The organism is Streptomyces sp. NPDC032745, from assembly GCF_055579465.1.
Genome location: NZ_JBVING010000007.1, coordinates 170,750 through 187,045, shown reverse-complemented (window position 1 = coordinate 187,045; position 16,296 = coordinate 170,750). Strand labels below are relative to the sequence as shown.

Annotated in this window: 17 protein-coding genes; 13 read left to right on the top strand and 4 right to left on the bottom strand. The window is 71.7% G+C overall.

The genetic code is table 11. The features are described 5' to 3' along the window. Positions 1-8 precede the first annotated feature (8 nt). The 3 genes from ACZ5WG_RS19995 to ACZ5WG_RS19985 are packed head-to-tail and all read left to right on the top strand — an operon-like array spanning position 9 to position 2,727. A complete protein-coding gene (locus ACZ5WG_RS19995; RefSeq protein WP_468724749.1) occupies positions 9-1,226 on the top strand; it encodes a cytochrome P450 in 1,218 nt (405 codons plus the stop codon). Next, entirely contained in the window at positions 1,223-1,759 is a 537-nt protein-coding gene (locus ACZ5WG_RS19990; protein WP_468724748.1) for a cupin domain-containing protein, read from the top strand. The genes ACZ5WG_RS19995 and ACZ5WG_RS19990 overlap by 4 nt, the downstream gene beginning before the upstream one ends. A gap of 53 nt (positions 1,760-1,812) precedes the next feature. Continuing rightward, positions 1,813-2,727, top strand: a complete 915-nt coding sequence (locus tag ACZ5WG_RS19985; RefSeq protein ID WP_468724747.1) for a hypothetical protein — start codon at positions 1,813-1,815, stop codon at positions 2,725-2,727. Here the strand turns inward: ACZ5WG_RS19985 and ACZ5WG_RS19980 are convergent. The 3 genes from ACZ5WG_RS19980 to ACZ5WG_RS19970 form a co-directional block, all read right to left on the bottom strand. Next, a complete protein-coding gene (locus tag ACZ5WG_RS19980) occupies positions 2,716-4,233 on the bottom strand; it encodes a DHA2 family efflux MFS transporter permease subunit (protein WP_468724745.1) in 1,518 nt (505 codons plus the stop codon). The two genes, ACZ5WG_RS19985 and ACZ5WG_RS19980, sit on opposite strands and share 12 nt — an antisense overlap. A gap of 158 nt (positions 4,234-4,391) precedes the next feature. Then, entirely contained in the window at positions 4,392-5,510 is a 1,119-nt protein-coding gene (locus tag ACZ5WG_RS19975) for an NUDIX domain-containing protein (RefSeq protein WP_468724743.1), read from the bottom strand. A gap of 70 nt (positions 5,511-5,580) precedes the next feature. After that, positions 5,581-6,204 (bottom strand): LysE/ArgO family amino acid transporter, encoded by a 624-nt coding sequence (locus tag ACZ5WG_RS19970; RefSeq protein WP_468724742.1) that lies wholly within the window; start codon positions 6,202-6,204, stop codon positions 5,581-5,583. A 69-nt stretch (positions 6,205-6,273) separates the two neighbouring features. On the opposite strand from ACZ5WG_RS19970, the gene ACZ5WG_RS19965 reads away from it, so the two are divergent. The 9 genes from ACZ5WG_RS19965 to ACZ5WG_RS19925 all read left to right on the top strand — a co-directional run bounded on the left by ACZ5WG_RS19965 (position 6,274) and on the right by ACZ5WG_RS19925 (position 14,609). Beyond that, positions 6,274-7,194 carry a LysR family transcriptional regulator ArgP gene (locus ACZ5WG_RS19965; protein ID WP_468724740.1) on the top strand — a complete coding sequence of 307 codons (921 nt, stop codon included), beginning with the start codon at positions 6,274-6,276 and terminating at the stop codon, positions 7,192-7,194. 45 nt (positions 7,195-7,239) lie between these two features. Beyond that, positions 7,240-7,632 (top strand): TOBE domain-containing protein, encoded by a 393-nt coding sequence (locus tag ACZ5WG_RS19960; RefSeq protein WP_468724739.1) that lies wholly within the window; start codon positions 7,240-7,242, stop codon positions 7,630-7,632. Between the two features lie 65 nt (positions 7,633-7,697). Beyond that, on the top strand, positions 7,698-8,780 hold the full coding sequence (gene corA / locus ACZ5WG_RS19955; protein WP_468724738.1) for a magnesium/cobalt transporter CorA: 1,083 nt from the start codon (positions 7,698-7,700) through the stop codon (positions 8,778-8,780). Positions 8,781-8,928: 148 nt separating this feature from the next. After that, positions 8,929-9,753, top strand: a complete 825-nt coding sequence (locus ACZ5WG_RS19950) for a chitosanase (protein WP_468725058.1) — start codon at positions 8,929-8,931, stop codon at positions 9,751-9,753. Positions 9,754-10,157: 404 nt separating this feature from the next. Continuing rightward, the gene (locus ACZ5WG_RS19945) at positions 10,158-10,511 is read left to right on the top strand and encodes a DUF805 domain-containing protein (RefSeq protein ID WP_468724737.1); all 354 of its coding nucleotides are present in this window, start codon (positions 10,158-10,160) and stop codon (positions 10,509-10,511) included. Between the two features lie 215 nt (positions 10,512-10,726). Next, positions 10,727-12,949, top strand: a complete 2,223-nt coding sequence (locus ACZ5WG_RS19940; RefSeq protein WP_468724736.1) for an NADP-dependent isocitrate dehydrogenase — start codon at positions 10,727-10,729, stop codon at positions 12,947-12,949. Between the two features lie 136 nt (positions 12,950-13,085). Further along, positions 13,086-13,622 carry a GNAT family N-acetyltransferase gene (locus ACZ5WG_RS19935; RefSeq protein ID WP_468724735.1) on the top strand — a complete coding sequence of 179 codons (537 nt, stop codon included), beginning with the start codon at positions 13,086-13,088 and terminating at the stop codon, positions 13,620-13,622. A gap of 162 nt (positions 13,623-13,784) precedes the next feature. After that, positions 13,785-14,117: a hypothetical protein gene (locus tag ACZ5WG_RS19930; protein WP_468724734.1), complete on the top strand. Its 333-nt coding sequence runs from the start codon at positions 13,785-13,787 to the stop codon at positions 14,115-14,117. 9 nt (positions 14,118-14,126) lie between these two features. Continuing rightward, positions 14,127-14,609: a type II toxin-antitoxin system PemK/MazF family toxin gene (locus tag ACZ5WG_RS19925; protein ID WP_468724733.1), complete on the top strand. Its 483-nt coding sequence runs from the start codon at positions 14,127-14,129 to the stop codon at positions 14,607-14,609. A gap of 57 nt (positions 14,610-14,666) precedes the next feature. Here the strand turns inward: ACZ5WG_RS19925 and ACZ5WG_RS19920 are convergent, their stop codons facing one another. Continuing rightward, positions 14,667-15,152 carry a hypothetical protein gene (locus ACZ5WG_RS19920; RefSeq protein ID WP_468724731.1) on the bottom strand — a complete coding sequence of 162 codons (486 nt, stop codon included), beginning with the start codon at positions 15,150-15,152 and terminating at the stop codon, positions 14,667-14,669. Positions 15,153-15,355: 203 nt separating this feature from the next. Between ACZ5WG_RS19920 and ACZ5WG_RS19915 the strand changes: the two genes are divergently transcribed. Then, entirely contained in the window at positions 15,356-16,291 is a 936-nt protein-coding gene (locus ACZ5WG_RS19915) for a cation diffusion facilitator family transporter (RefSeq protein ID WP_468724729.1), read from the top strand. Positions 16,292-16,296: the final 5 nt, after the last annotated feature.

Genomic DNA, 16,296 nt, shown 5'->3' with positions numbered 1-16,296 from the left:
TCCGAAGAATGCTGAAGGACGGCCCCGCAACCGCAAGGCCACCCATCACGCACTGGCCCACCCCGGCCCTGGACGGGGTCGACTTCGACCCCGTCCTCGCCGAACTGATGCAGGCGGGTCCGATCACCCGGATCCGCCTGCCGAACGGAAGCGGGTGGGCCTGGCTCGTCTGCCGGTTCGACGACGTGCGCATGGTGGCCAACGATCCCCGGTTCAGCCGCAAGCTGGTCGCGGAACACGATGTCACCCGGTTGGCCCCCCACTTCATCCCCGCGCCGGGCGCGGTCGGGTTCGAGGACCCGCCCGACCACACCCGGCTGCGGCGCACCGTCGCCGCGGCCTTCACCACCACCGGGGTGGAGGCCCTGCGCACCCGGGCCAAGGAGATGCTCGACACCCTCGTCGACGGGATCCTGCGCGACGGCCCGCCCGTGGACCTGACCGAGCGACTGCTCGCGCCCTTCCCGCTCGCCGTCGTGTGCGAGCTGATGGGCGTCCCGGAGAGCGACCGGCCCATGGTCCACGAATGGACCAGCCTGATCCTCTCCTCTGCCCAGGGCGCCGAACGCAGCGAGCAGGCGAAGAACGACATGTGCGCCTACCTGGGCGGACGCATGCGCAACGGGGAAGTGGCCGGCGGTGACAGCGTCATCGGGCTCCTCGTCAAGGCCGTCGAGGCCGGCGAGGTCACCGCCGAGGAGGCCACCGGACTCGCCCTGCTCATCCAGATCGGGGGCGAGGCCGTCACCAACAACGTGGGCAACATGGTCTACATCCTGCTCACCCGGCCGGACCTGATGGAACGGATGAGGAGCGAGCCCGGCCTGCGGCCCTCGGCACTCAACGAGCTGCTGCGCTACATCCCGCACCGCAACGCCGTCGGCCTCTCCCGGATCGCCCTCGAGGACGTCACCGTGGCCGGCCAGCTCATCCGGGCGGGCGAAGCGATCTACGTTTCCTACCTCGCGGCCAACCGCGACGCGGACGTCTTCCCCGACCCCCACGAGCTGCAGTTGGACCGCAGCCCCAACCCGCACGTCTCCTTCGGGTACGGACCCCACTTCTGTCCCGGGAACATGCTGGCCCGCCTCGAGTCCGAACTGCTCGTGGACGCGCTGCTCGACCGCTTCGCGGACCTGCGCTTCAGCGTCCCCGCGAGCGAACTGGGCTGGCGGCCCGGTGCCCTCATCCGCGGGCCCGAAGGTCTGCCCGTGACCTGGTCATGACCGCGCACATCGCCCGCGACGGGCTGCTCGTACCACCGGGTCACGGCCGCAAGCTGCACACCGACGCCCAGCAGGTCACGTTCAAGGTCACCGGGGAGCACTCCTCGGTGGCCTCGAGCTTCGAGGTCGTCGTGCCGCCCGGTTTCGACGTCGGGGCACACCTGCACACCCGGAGCGAAGAGCTGTTCTACGTCCTGGAGGGTGAACTCGACGTCATGGCCTTCGAGCCGCGCGTGCGTTCCGGGGACGACTGGAGACACTGGGAAGCGCTCGACGGACGTCAGGTCGTCCGTGCCACGCCCGGAACCGTCATCGTGGTTCCGCCCGGTTGTCCGCACGCCTTCGCGAACCCCACCGGCGAACCGGCCCGGATGTTCTTCCAGGCCTCACCGCCGCCCGATCACGAGCGGTACTTCGAGGAGCTCCTCGAGCTGCTCGACATGAGCGCCACCCCGGATCCCGCAGCCATCCGCGAACTGCGGATGCGCTACGACATCGAACAGCTCACGCCGCTGCGCCACGAGCTGTCCTGACGACCAACACCGCACCACATCCCCACCCACCCCCATGCTCGGGAGAAAAATCGATGCTGCGCACTCGCCGCACCCTACGCACCGCCTCGTACACCCTGGCCGGCACGGTCGCCGTGGCCGCCTCGTTCGCCGTGGGCCCGGCACAGGCCGCCCAATCCCTGCCGTCCCACTGGTGCTACGTCAACGGTGTCGAGGCCCCGCCCGGACAGGAGGTGCGAGGCACGTCGGCCGACGACACGATCCTGTGCGAGAACGACGTCGAGAACGCGATCATCTACGGCGGTGGCGGCAACGACAACATCCGCGTCAAGGGCATGCTCATCGACTCCCAGGTGCTCGGCGGCGAGGGCGACGACACGCTCCAGGTCAACAACCTCTCCCCGCGCAACGCCAACGCCTCGGTGCGCGGCGGTGCGGGCAACGACACCATCATCACCGCACTCGTCGTGGGCACCGCGGAGCACGGGGCCAGCGTCTACGGCGACCACGGAGACGACAAGATCACCACGGGCAGCGTCATGGGCCAGCCCGGCGAGTACGAGCGCGGCGGCGGCCAGGTCTTCGGCAACGACGGCAGCGACCTGATCCGCACGGGCAACGTCGACCTCGGCGGCCGGGTCCTCGGCGGCAGCGAGAACGACATCATCGAGCCCAAGTCGGTGGGCGCGGAGTCCGCGGGCATCGTCCAGGGCGGCCCCGGCAACGACACGGTCCGAGGCCTGAACGACACCGTCCTGACGATCGGACCGGGCTACGGCCAGGTCGACGGCGGGATCGGGACCAACTCCTGCCGGGTGAGGCACTTCTCGACCGGCGACCGGGTCCGCAGCTCGCTGGCGAACTGCCCGTCCACCGAAGCGGGCCCGTCGACCCCGTCGGCCCCGGCCTCTCCCGCCGCCCCGGCGGCTCCCGTCAAGCCGGCCTCGCCGGCGGCTCCCATGGCCCCCGGCGCCCACTCACCGCGCTGACGGGCGGCGGCCCCCGGGCGCGCCGTGTGCGCGCTCCATGGACAGGCCGCCGGGAAGCAGGATCAGGGTCAGCACCGCGCCGGCGGCGAAGAGCACCGTCGATGCCGTGAAGACCGTGTGGTAACCCTCCAGAGCAGCCCGCGCCAGCAGTTCCGGCGTGGGCTGCCGGCCTGCCAGCGAGCGGGCGACGGCTCCGGCGCCAAGGGCGCTCATGAGCGCCGTGCCGACGGAGCCGCCCGTCTGCCGCATGGCGTTGACCGTCGCGGAGCCGACGCCCGCGTCCCGCGGGTCGATGCCGGCCGTGCCGAGGTTCATCGCGGCGGCCGTGATCAGGCCCATGCCCAGCCCCGTGGCCACCTGGCCCGGCAGCACGTCGAGGACGTACGAGCCGGTCGCCGTCAGGTTCGCCAGCCAGGCCATGCCGCACGCCGACAGCACCATGCCGGTGACGATGCGCGGGCGCCCGCCGATCCTGCCGAACAGCCCCATGTTGCTGCCGATCGCGCCGATCATGGTGCAGCCGGACATCGGCATGAAGGCCAGGCCGGTCTGGGCCGGGCTGTATCCGCGGGCGTGCTGGAAGTAGTACGTGAGGAACAGGAACACCCCGAACATGCCGACCCCGGTGATGAACACGGACGCCAGCGCCGTCCCCCGGACGCGGTCGAGCACGATCCGCAGCGGCAGCAGCGGGTGTGCGCTGAGGCGCTGCCACCAGATGAACGCGGCGAGCAGGACGGCGCCGGTGGCCAGGCAGGCCAGGATCCGCACGGGCGGCCAGCCGTGGGGGCCGGACTTGGCGAGGCCGTAGACCAGGCAGAAGAGCCCGGACGACGCCAGCACCGTACCCGGCAGGTCCAGCCGGGGAGGGGTGGTCGGCGCGGACCGCTTGAGCAGCAGTACACAGCCGATGACGGCGACGGCGGCGAAGAGCAGGTTCACGTACATGGTCGAGCGCCAGCTCAGGTGCTCGGTGAGGACGCCGCCCAGCAGCAGCCCCACGGCACCCCCGGACGCGGCGAGCGCCCCGAACACGCCGAAGGCCTTGCCGCGTTCGGCGGGGGCGGAGAACGTGGTGGTCAGCAGCGAGAGCGCGGCCGGAGCCAGCAGCGCTGCGAACACGCCTTGCAGGGCGCGGGCCGTGACGAGGATCCCGAAGGTGGCGGCGGCCCCGCCGAGCGCGGAGGCCGCGGCGAAGCCGATCTGCCCGACGAGGAAGGCCCGCCGCCGCCCGAACTTGTCGGCCAGCCGCCCGCCGAGCAGGAGCAGACTGCCGAAGGTGAGCGCGTACGCGGTCACCACCCACTGCCGCTGGTCGTCGGAGAACCCGAGGTCGGTCTGGGCGGAGGGCAGGGCGATGTTCACGATGGTGGCGTCGAGGACGACCATGAGCTGGGCGAGGCCGATGACGGCGAGGATCCACCACCGGCGCGGATCGGGCTGCGCGGCGGCGTCGGGGACGGCGGGAGTCGTACTGGTTCCGGGACGGGTGGGCTCTGCGGACATGGTGGTACTCCATGGCTTCCGCTCGTTCTCGCTGGCGAGAGTGCGTGCGCGTATGCGTGTGCGTGGACTGTCTGGTTCGACGATGCGTGAGCCGGCCCCGTCACCCGCGCGCCACGCCACGATGCCGTCCGGATGGACCAGTGGAGCGTTCGTTTCTGCTACCGCTTCCCCCTGTTCGTCTTCCCTTCGGCGCCCTTCTTCCTCTTGCGGGGGGTGCCGGCCGGGCGTCCGGCGTGGAGTTCCAGCGGGCCCGTGCCCTCGGTGCGGGCCCGCAGACAGGCCTCGATCTGGCGGCGCAGGGACGGTTTGACCAGGGGGCGCAGCTCCGCGGCCGGCACCGCCCGCCAGCGGAGCAGTTCGAACGGGGCGAGCCGGATCCGGGCCAGCGTGGCGCCGTCCAGGACCCCGCCGTCGTAGAGGAAGCGGATGCGGGCCGGATAGCCGGGCTTGTGGGCCCAGTTGACGCCGAGCAGCCGGCCCGGTTCGAGATCGAGGCCGAGTTCCTCGTGCACCTCCCGCCGGGCGGCGGCCCGCGGGGTCTCGCCCAGGTCGCTGTCGACCCCGCCGCCCGGCAGGTTCCAGCGGCCCGGCCTGCCGTACGAGGGCTCCACCAGCAGGATCCCGCCGGCGGAGTCGGTGAACAGGACGCTCGCCGCGGTGACGGCCTTGGGGCGGGCGGCCCGGTGGCTCGCGGCGTCGAACGAACCGGCGTGTTCGAGGGCCGTACGCCGCGCCGGGTCCAGGCCCGCCGGGGAGCCGGGCTGGGCCACGCCGTCGACGAGGTGTGCGAGGGAGCCGGAGTACAGGGCGTCCAGGCCGGCGCGCAGCCGGGGCGCGATCCGCGCGGGCAGCGCCTCGTACGCCTCCTCCGGCGGGAGCCAGCGGGCCGCGGCGACCTCGCCGTCCGCGAAGGAGATCGCGGCGGCCTGCTCCGGCGAGAGCGGCCCGACGAGATGGACGTGGACGATGAGGGAGCGGCCGAGCGCGCCGGGCCGCCGGGAGTCCACGGCGAGCAGCCGGCCGACCGGTACGGAGAGGTCCAGCTCCTCCTTCAGCTCGCGGGCCAGCCCTTCCTCCGGGGTCTCGGTGTCCTCGACCGTGCCGCCCGGCAGTTCCAGGTCCGCCTTGTACGAGGGCGTCAGTACGAGGACCCGCCCGTCGGTGTTCAGCACGATCCCGGTGGCGGCGACGAGCGGGGAGGGCCGGTCGGCGTAGTAGGCGCGCACCTCATCGGGGGAGGGGTGGTCGGAGGGCCGGTCGGCCGGGCGGTCGGGCACTGCGGACTCCTGTGGTCGTGCGGCGGTACGGGGCGGATCCGTTCCCCGCGCGGGCCGCCGCGCTCCGCGGTCAGGCCCGGGCCAGGAGCATCCCGCCCATCGTGACCATGGTCGCCGCGACGAGCCCGTCCAGCACCCGCCAGGCCGAGGGGCGCGCCAGCAGACCGCCGAGCAGCCGGGCGCCGTAGCCGAGCGTGCCGAACCAGATCAGGCTGGCCAGCCCGGCCCCGATGCCGAAGGCCCAGCGCAGGTCGCCGCGGTCGGCGGCGAGGGAGCCGAGCAGCAGGACGGTGTCCAGGTAGACGTGGGGGTTGAGCCAGGTCATGGCCAGGCAGGTCAGCACGGCCCGGCGGCGGGACCCGGCGGTGGCCCCCTCGGTGTCCAGGGCGGCCCCCGGGGTGGGCCGCAGCACCCGGCGGGCGGCGAGGAATCCGTAGCAGATCAGGAACCCGCCGCCGGCGATGGCGACTGCGGTCAGGGCGGCCGGCCAGGCGGTGACGAAGGCGCCGACCCCGGCGACTCCGAGGGCGATGAGGACCGCGTCGGAGACCGCGCAGATCGCGACCACGGCGAGGACGGCCTGCCGACGGGCCCCCTGCCGCAGCACGAAGGCGTTCTGCGCGCCGATGGCGACGATGAGGGAGAGTCCGGTGCCGAAGCCGGCGAGTCCCGCCGCGATGATGCCGTGTGTCATGTGTCCGACCGTAGGCAGCGGCATGGTTTCAGTACAGCTAAAGATTTTTACGTACCCTTAGCGTTTGTGATGGATGAGCTTCCCCTGGACCAGGTACGGACCCTGCTCGCCGTGGTGGACGAGGGCACCTTCGACGCGGCGGCCGCAGCCCTGCACGTGACCCCGTCCGCGGTCAGCCAGCGGGTCAAGGCGCTGGAGCAGCGGACCGGGCGGGTGCTGCTGATGCGGACGAAGCCGGTCCGGGCGACCGAGTCCGGGCAGGTGGTGGTCCGGTTCGCCCGGCAGCTGGCCCGCCTGGAGCGGGACGCGCGCGCCGAGCTCGGGATGGCGCGGGAGTCGGGCGGCCCGGTGCGGCTGCCGATCGCGGTCAACGCGGACTCGCTGGCGACCTGGTTCCTGCCGGCGCTCACGCAGGTGCCGCAGGATCCGCCGGTCTTCTTCGAACTGCACCGGGAGGACGAGTCGCACACGACGGCGCTGCTGCGGGAGGGCCAGGTGATGGCGGCGGTCACCTCCTCGCCGGACCCGGTCGCGGGGTGCACCGTACGCAGGCTCGGGCTGGCGCGGTACCTGCCGGTGGCGAGCCCCGGGTTCGTGGCGCGGTACCTGGCCGGGGCGCTCGAGGACGGTCTGCGGGAGGCCCCGGTGATCGTGTTCGACCGGCGCGACGTGCTCCAGGACGTGTTCGTACGGTCGCTGACCGGCGATCAGGACGCCGGGGCGGGGCCGCTGCGCCACCACGTGCCGACCTCGGAGGGGTTCTGCGACGCGGTGGCGGCCGGGCTGGGCTGGGGACTGGTGCCCGAGCCGCAGGCGGAGCCGCTGGTGCGCGCGGGCGGGCTGGTGCTGCTGGTGCCGGGGCGGCCGCTGGACGTGCCGCTGTACTGGCAGCAGTGGAAACTCGACTCCCCGGCACTGTCGGCGGTGGCGGAGGTGATCGCGGCCGCGGCGGCCGGGGCGCTGCGCCAGGACGGGGTCCGGCACCCCTAGGGGTGTCCGGCGGATCAGCGTCCGACGGCCCTCTAAGCTGCGGTCATGGAGTCCTACACGATCGGCCAGGCAGCGCGGCTGCTCGGCGTGAGCGTCGACACCGCCCGGCGCTGGGCGGATGCCGAGCGGTTCCCCACGCGCCGGGAGGGCGCGCGGCGGATGGTGGACGGGCCGGACCTGGCCGCGTTCTGCGTGGAGGCCGCCCAGGAGGGCGGCGACGCCGAGGACGCCCCGTACACCTCGGCGCGCAACGCCTTCCCGGGTATCGTCACCGCCGTCAAGCTCGGTACCGTCGACGCCCAGGTCGAGATCCAGGCCGGGCCCCACCGCGTCGTGTCGCTGCTGACGCGGGAGGCGGTGGAGGAGCTCGGCCTCGAGGTGGGCGCACGGGCCGTGGCCCGTGTGAAGTCGACGAGCGTGTTCATCGACCGGGTCTGACGGGGGCGATCGGCGACGGTGGCAGACTGGCCGCTGATCCGCCGAAGGGAAGTAACCCGTTGTCCATGTTCAGCAACTTGCGCCGGGCCGTGCGCCGCGGCTACCGGCGGGCCGTCGATCTGAGCCATCCGGCCCGTTCCCCGCTCGGCAGCGCCGTGGTCAACTGCGTGGTCTACGTGGACGGCACACGGCAGGAGGGCTGCGCCGAGGTCGAGGAGGCGCTGCGGCGGGTCCGCAAGACGGGCGACGGGTTCGTCTGGATCGGCCTGCACGAACCGGCCAAGGAGGAGCTCGCCGGGCTCGCCGAGCTGTTCGGCCTGCACCCCCTCGCCGTCGAGGACGCCGTGAACGCGCACCAGCGCCCCAAGGTGGAGCGGTACGACGACACACTGTTCTCCGTCTTCAAGACCGTCCGCTACGTGGAGCACGAGGAGCTCACCGCGACGAGCGAGGTCGTGGAGACCGGCGAGCTGATGGCGTTCACCGGCCAAGACTTCGTCATCACCATCCGGCACGGCGGCCACGGCACGCTCGGCCCCGTCCGCGAGAGCCTGGAAGCGGCACCGGAGCAACTGGCCAAGGGCCCGGCGTCGGTTCTGCACGCCATCGCCGACCACGTCGTCGACGACTACGTGGCCGTCACGGACGCGGTGCAGAACGACATAGACGCCGTCGAGACCGCCGTCTTCAGCGAGTACGGCGGCCGCGGCGACGCGGGCCGCATCTACCAGCTCAAGCGCGAACTCCTGGAGCTGCGCCGGGCGGTGGCCCCGCTGAGCCGGCCGCTGCAGCACCTGGCCACGCAGCCGATACCGGTCATCCCGGCGGAGGTCCGTGCGTACTTCCGCGACGTCGCCGACCACCTGACCCGGGCCACCGACCAGATCGGCGCGTACGACGGCCTGCTCGACTCCATCCTGCAGGCGCACCTCGCGCAGGTGACCGTCGCGCAGAACGAGGACATGCGCAAGATCACGGCGTGGGCGGCCATCGTCGCCGTGCCGACCATGGTCTGCGGGATCTACGGCATGAACTTCGACAACATGCCCGAGCTGCACTGGACCTACGGCTACCCGATCGTGGTCGGCGTCATGGCCCTCGCCTGCTTCGCCATCCACCGGGGCTTCCGCCGCAACGGCTGGCTCTGAGCCGCGGATTGACCGGCGACCCCACCGGCACACATGGCGTGCACGGGTATTGAGCTGTCCCGAGCTCTGGTAGTAAAGTTTCCTAACGAAGTCGGGTAAGCCTCAACTCCCCCATGGAGGCCTTGTGTTCACCCCCCACCGCAAGAGAATGGCCGTCGGCGCCCTGCTCGGCGGCGCCCTGCTCGCCGTGCCGGTGACCGCCCACGCCACCGCGGCACCCGCCCCCGCTTCCGTCCCCGCGGCCGCCGCCGTGCCGGCCGCGGCCGTCGGGCTCGACGATCCGGCGAAGAAGGACATCGCCATGCAGATCGTCTCCAGTGCGGAGAACTCCTCGCTGGACTGGAAGGCGCAGTACAAGTACATAGAGGACATAGACGACGGCCGCGGCTACACGGCCGGCATCATCGGCTTCTGCTCCGGCACCGGCGACATGCTCGACCTCGTCGAGTACTACACCGACGTCAAGCCGGGCAACGTGCTGGCCAAGTACCTCCCGGCCCTCCGCAGGGTCGACGGCACCGACTCGCACGCGGGCCTCGACCCGAACTTCACCAAGGACTGGGCGAAGGCGGCCCAGGACGGCGAGTTCAAGAAGGCGCAGGACCACGAGCGCGACCGGGTCTACTTCAACCCGGCCGTCAAGCAGGGCAAGTCCGACGGGGTCGCCGCGCTCGGCCAGTTCATCTACTACGACGCCATCGTGATGCACGGCGACGGCACCGACTCCACCAGCTTCCGCAACATCCGCAAGCGGGCCCTGTCCAAGGCCAAGCCCCCGGCCCAGGGCGGCAACGAGACGACCTGGCTGAACGCCTTCCTCGACGCCCGTGTCTGGGCGATGAAGCAGGAGGAGGCGCACAGTGACACCAGCCGTGTCGACACCGCGCAGCGGGTCTTCCTCAAGAAGGGGAACCTGAACCTCAACACCCCGCTCGACTGGAAGGTCTACGGGGACTCGTTCCACATCGGCTGAACCGGCCGATGCGTTCACGGCGTCCCGTGCCGGGCTCCCTGCCCGGCGTGGGACGTCCGTGCGTGAAGCGGCGGGTTCAGGTCGCGGAGCCGTAACGATGTGAGCGCGGACGGGCCCGCTCCGGGAGTTGCAGTGCCTCGCGCGTGCCGGCGTCGAGCGGCTCAGGAGGCTCTCCAACCGCACAAATAGGGCCCCGGCACCCCTGTTTCGTCACCCCGTGTGACCTGACACCACCGGTGGGTCCCAAGTGGCGGCCGGTATCGGTGTTCTTGGTTGATGAACTCAAGGAAAGCGGTAGTTCCGGTGGCTCGGGAACTGGCTTGACCACCACATAAGCGGGGCATAAGTTCTGCCTCGGCTTGCTCCAGCAGGACGGGCCGACGAACCGTCCTCTGGGGGGACCCATGCACTACTACACCGACGTTCTGAAGAAGTACACCGTCTTCTCCGGCCGCGCCCGCCGGCAGGAGTACTGGATGTTCACCCTCTTCAACCTGATCGCCCTGATCATCGTTGCCGTCCTCGACAACGCGATCGGCACCTACCCGCTCCTCTACGCGATCTACGCGCTGGCCGTCTTCCTCCCGGGCCTGGCCGTCGGCGTCCGCCGCCTGCACGACACCGGCAAGTCCGGCTGGTGGATGCTCATCGCCCTCGTCCCGCTGATCGGCGGCATCTGGCTCCTCGTCCTCATGGCGACCGAGGGCCAGCCGCAGCCGAACGAGTACGGCCAGAACCCGAAGGCCGTCCAGGCCTGACCAGGCCCGCAAGCCTGAGCGCCTGAGCGCCGCCCCCGGCTGGAAACAGCCGGAGGCGGCGTTTTCGCCGTTCCAGGGGTCGCGCGGGGCCGGGGGTGACGCGCGTCTCTCCGGGACTCGGGCAGGGGGGCTGTCCGGACCGGCCCGATCACGAGATATCTTGATGTCGAGCAATGTTGCAGACGAGAGACGCAGACTGTGGAGCGGAGCATCCGGTGACTGACTCGACCATCATCTACACGCACACTGACGAGGCCCCGGCCCTCGCGACGTATTCCTTCCTGCCTGTGATCCAGGCCTACGCGTCGACGGCCGGTGTGAATGTCGAGACCCGTGACATCTCCCTGGCCGGTCGCATCATCGCCAGCTTCCCCGAGCACCTCGAGGAGGGCCAGCGGATCGCCGATGCCCTCGCCGAGCTCGGCGAGCTGGCGAAGACGCCGGAAGCGAACATCATCAAGCTGCCCAACATCTCGGCTTCGATCCCGCAGCTGAAGGCCGCGGTCGCCGAGCTCCAGGGCCAGGGCTACGCGCTCCCGGACTACCCGGACGACCCGAAGACCGACGAGGAGCGCGAGATCCGCGCCCGCTACGACAAGGTCAAGGGCAGCGCCGTCAACCCGGTCCTGCGTGAGGGCAACTCCGACCGCCGCGCCCCCGCCTCGGTCAAGAACTACGCCAAGGCCCACCCGCACCGCATGGGTGCCTGGACCTCCGAGTCGAAGACGAACGTCGCCACCATGGGCGCCGACGACTTCCGCTCCACCGAGAAGTCCGCCGTGATCGCCGAGGCCGGCACGCTCCGCATCGAGCACGTCGCCGCCGACGGCGCCACCACCGTCCTGCGCGAGTCCGTACCGGTCCTGGCCGGCGAGGTCGTGGACGCGTCCGTCCTGCACGTCGACGCGCTGCGCACCTTCCTGGACGCGCAGATCGCCCGCGCCAAGGCCGAGGACGTCCTGTTCTCCGTGCACCTCAAGGCCACGATGATGAAGGTCTCCGACCCGATCGTCTTCGGCCACGTGGTCCGCGCCTTCTTCCCGAAGACCTTCGCGAAGTACGGCGAAGTCCTGGTCGCCGCCGGCCTGTCCCCGAACGACGGCCTCGGCACGATCCTGAACGGCCTCGACGGCGTCCCGCACATCGGCGCCGAGATCAAGGCCTCCTTCGAGGCCGAGATCGCCGAGGGCCCGGCCCTCGCGATGGTCGACTCGGACAAGGGCATCACCAACCTGCACGTCCCGTCCGACGTCATCGTCGACGCCTCCATGCCGGCCATGATCCGCACCTCCGGCCACATGTGGGGCCCGGACGGCAACGAGGCCGACACCCTGGCCGTCCTGCCGGACAGCAGCTACGCCGGTGTCTACCAGGTCGTCATCGACGACTGCCGCGCGCACGGCGCCTTCGACCCGTCCACCATGGGCTCGGTGCCGAACGTCGGCCTCATGGCCCAGAAGGCCGAGGAGTACGGCAGCCACGACAAGACCTTCGAGATCGCCGCCGCGGGCACCGTCCGCCTCGTCGACGCCGCGGGCAGCACCGTCCTGGAGCAGGAGGTCGCCGCCGGCGACATCTTCCGCGCCTGCCAGACCAAGGACGCGCCGATCCAGGACTGGGTCAAGCTCGCCGTCACCCGTGCCCGCGCCACCGGCGTCCCGGCCGTCTTCTGGCTCGACGAGGGCCGCGCCCACGACGCGCAGCTGATCGCCAAGGTCAAGACGTACCTCGCCGAGCACGACACCGACGGTCTCACCATCGAGATCCTCTCCCCGGTCGAGGCCACCGCGTACTCCCTGGAGCGCATCCGCCGCGGCGAGGACACCATCTCGGTGACCGGCAACGTGCTGCGCGACTACCTGACCGACCTCTTCCCGATCCTGGAGCTGGGCACCAGCGCCAAGATGCTGTCGGTCGTCCCGCTGATGAACGGCGGCGGCCTCTTCGAGACGGGCGCCGGCGGCTCCGCCCCGAAGCACGTCCAGCAGCTGGTCAAGGAGAACTACCTGCGCTGGGACTCCCTCGGTGAGTTCCTCGCGCTGGCCGTCTCCTTCGAGCACCTCGCGACCACCACCGGCAACGCCCGCGCCCAGGTGCTGGCCGACACCCTGGACCGCGCGACCGGCACCTTCCTCAACGAGGACAAGTCGCCGAGCCGCAAGCTGGGCGGCATCGACAACCGCGGCAGCCACTTCTACCTCGCCCTGTACTGGGCGCAGGAGCTGGCCAAGCAGACCGACGACGCCGCGCTGGCCACCGCGTTCGAGGCGCTCGCCAAGACGCTGGGCGAGCAGGAGGAGACCATCGTCGGCGAGCTCATCGCCGTCCAGGGCTCCCCGGCCGACATCGGCGGGTACTACCAGCCCGACGCCGCCAAGGCCTCGGCGGTCATGCGGCCGTCCGCGACCTTCAACCAGGCGATCGCGACCCTCGCGTAACGTCCGGACGTTTTCGAAGGGTTCCGCCCCGGTCGGCAGTCGCCGACCGGGGCGGACCCGTCTGTGGGCCCGTACGCGGGCACAGGCGCCGGAAACCCGGTTGCGGGGCGGTCCCGCCGACGGCTAGGAAGTCCCCGTGATCCAGGGAACCCTGGCCGGGCTGCGCGCCCGGCACGCCGATGACGTGGCCGTGCTCCACGCGGAGCTGTACGAGGACGTGGCGACGCGGTCGCGCGCCGGATCCGGGCCGTGGCGCCCGATCGCCGCCGGCGCCGGGCACTCCCCGTTCGAGCCCGCCGCCCCGTCCGACAACGTGGCGGTCTTCTCGGTGTTCGACGCCGTCTCCGGATCGCTCGCGGGCGATGCCCTGCTGTGGGGCATCGACGCCCACAACCGCAGCGCCCACCTCGGGATCTCCCTGCTGCCCGCCTGCCGAGGCCGGGGGTTCGGCGCGGAGGTCGTCCAGCTGCTGTGCCACTACGGGTTCACCGTGCGCGGGCTGAACCGGCTCCAGGTGGACACCCTCGCCGACAACGGCGCCATGATCAGCGCCGCGACCCGAGCGGGCTTCACCCTGGAGGGCACCCTGCGGCGCTCCGCGTGGGTGTCGGGGGCCTTCGTCGACGAGGTGGTCCTGGGGCTGCCGGTGGAGGAGTGGAAGCGGGTGGCCTAAGGGCTGTCCCGTAATCCCCGGTGGATCAGCGCGCGGCGTCAGATGCGGTGCACCGCAAGGCGGAGGAGCGTCCTGATACCGGGCGTAGGGGTGTCCGGCGGGCCACTGGCGCCCCTGTGGCGGGTGCGTTAGCGTGCCGCCGGGGATCTGGGGGGAGTGCGGGTGGCGCGTCGCAACAACACGTCCTGTGCGGGCGTCGGCTGTGCGGGCTATCTGCTGCTCAACGTGGTGGGGCTCGTCGGCATCCTGCTCGCGTTCCCCGTGCTGATGCCCGACCTGATGGCCCGGCAGACCCCGCCGCTGAAGGTGGAGGGCGCCGGCCAGTGGGCCGTCGTGTACGGCATCCCCGTCGCCGTGGCCTGCGTGCTCGTCGCCGTCGCGGGCCGTGGCGGGCGCGTGATCTGGTGGATGTTCCCCGCCCGGGTGGCCGTCATGCTCGCCGCCGTCGCCGCCGCGGTGACCTACGCCGAGGGGCGGGTCGCCGAGCAGCCCTGAAACGTCCGGATGGGCATCGAGGCCTGCGCCGCCGGGTTCGCGGCCCTCGTCGTCTACCTGGGCGTGCGCCGGTGGGACAGGTCGGCCGGGGCGCGCCCCCGGCCGGGCGAGGTCTGGCTGGCCATGGTGCCGCTGCGCGAGGACCCGGAACAGCAGCTGCGGCACTACTGCGTGGTCCTGGCCACCGGGCCGGGCGGCGCCCGGGTCGCCCAGATCACCAGCAAGGACAAGGACGGCCGGCGCAACCACGTCCGGATCCCGAACCACGGCTGGGACGAGGTCTCGGGCCGCCCCCACTGGGTGGAGATCGGCCGTGAGCCGCGTGTGGTGCCCTACCGCATGTTCCTCAAGTCCCGGCCCCAGGGCCCGTGCCCGGACGCCGTCTGGGCCCAGCTGCAGGCCCGGCTGCCCGCGGCCCCCGCGGCCGTGCCGGCACAGCGCTTCCCCGTCCCCCGGCTGCTGAAGCGGATCCTGCGCAAGCACCACGGCTGACCGGGAGTCCGCGCCCGCTCCGCCCAGGCCCCTGCCTCGGCCCGGCCCGGCTCCCGGTCAGAGGCGGTGCACGCGCTCCCCCTCGAAGGCCAGCGGGGACGGGCCCGCGGCCAGGATGCGCAGCCCCGGGGCCGCGGTGAGCAGGTTCTGCAGCCAGGCCAGCGTCTGCGGCGCGAGCAGGTCGGTGCCGTCCAGGACGAGCAGCATGTCCCGCTCCGCGAGCCACGAGAAGGCGTTCGCCGTCCCGCAGGGCAGGAAGGGCATGCCCGGTACGCAGCCCAGCGCGGCCGTGAGCTCGCGCAGGCCGAACGGACGGTCCATCACGACCACGGCGACGCCGTCGCAGAAGTTGGACGAGAGCCGCTCGGCGATCTCCCGCACCAGCAGGCTCCGGGGCTCCCGGAACCGCCCGGTGACCGTCAGGACCCGTCCCCGCCGGACGGCGGTCAGCAGTCTGGACAGCTCGTCGGACGTCGCCGGCAGCGTGCCGGCACTGCCTGAATCCCTCATCGGCACGATGCCCCCCATTGCATGCGTGTCCATGCGCGACCAAGGGTTCTTTCGGGCCGCGTAGCGCTGATTATGCGCCAGTTCTGCCGGAAGGCCAGGGGAATGTCGCATTCCGGAGAAAGGCCCGGGCCGCCCCGGGCCGCCCGCCGATCATCGCACTTGTACACCCGCCGCGCTTTTGTCCATTCGGCCGGGTGGGGCACCATGACGCGCGCACGCGACCGTCCCGTGGTCGGATGGTGATCATGGGCCATGACCACGGTGCTCCCTCGACGGCGGCCGGAACCGTCAGCGGGACCTTCCGCGCACGCCTGCTGTGGACCATCGGCATCAGCGTCACGATCACCCTGATCCAGGTCGTCGGCTCCGTGCTCTCCGGCAGCCTGGCCCTGCTCGCCGACGCCGCGCACAGCCTCACCGACGCCGTCGGCGTCTCCCTGGCGCTCGGCGCCGTCACCCTCGCCCAGCGCGCCCCGACCCCGCGCCGCACCTTCGGCTTCTACCGGGTCGAGATCTTCTCGGCCGTACTGAACGCCGTACTGCTCCTCGCCATCTTCGTCTGGGTCCTCTACACCGCAGTCCGCCGCTTCAGCGAACCCGTCGAGGTCAAGGGCGGGCTGATGTTCGGCGTCGCCGTACTGGGCCTGGCCGCCAACTGCGTCGGGCTGTGGCTGCTGCGCGACGCCAAGGAGCACAGCCTCAACCTGCGCGGCGCCTACCTCGAGGTGCTCGGAGACGCCCTCGGCTCCATCGCCGCCATCATCGGCGGCCTGGTCATCCTGCTCACCGGATGGCAGGCCGCCGACCCCATCGCCTCCATCGTCATCGGCCTGCTCATCGTGCCGCGCGCGTACGGACTGCTGCGCGACGCCGCCCACGTGCTGCTGGAGGCCACCCCGCAGGACATGGACCTCGCCGACGTGCGCCGGCACCTCCTGGAGGAGCCCGGCGTACTGGAGGTGCACGATCTGCACGCCTGGACCGTCACCTCCGGCATGCCCGTCCTCACCGCGCACGTCGTGGTCTCCGCCGAGACCCTGCGCGGCGAGGAGCACGGGCAGCTGCTCGCCCGGCTCCAGGCCTGCGTCGGCGACCACTTCGACGTGGCCCACTCCACCCTCCAGCTGGAACCGGAGGGGCACGCGGAGGACGAACGGGCCCTGCACACCTGACCGCA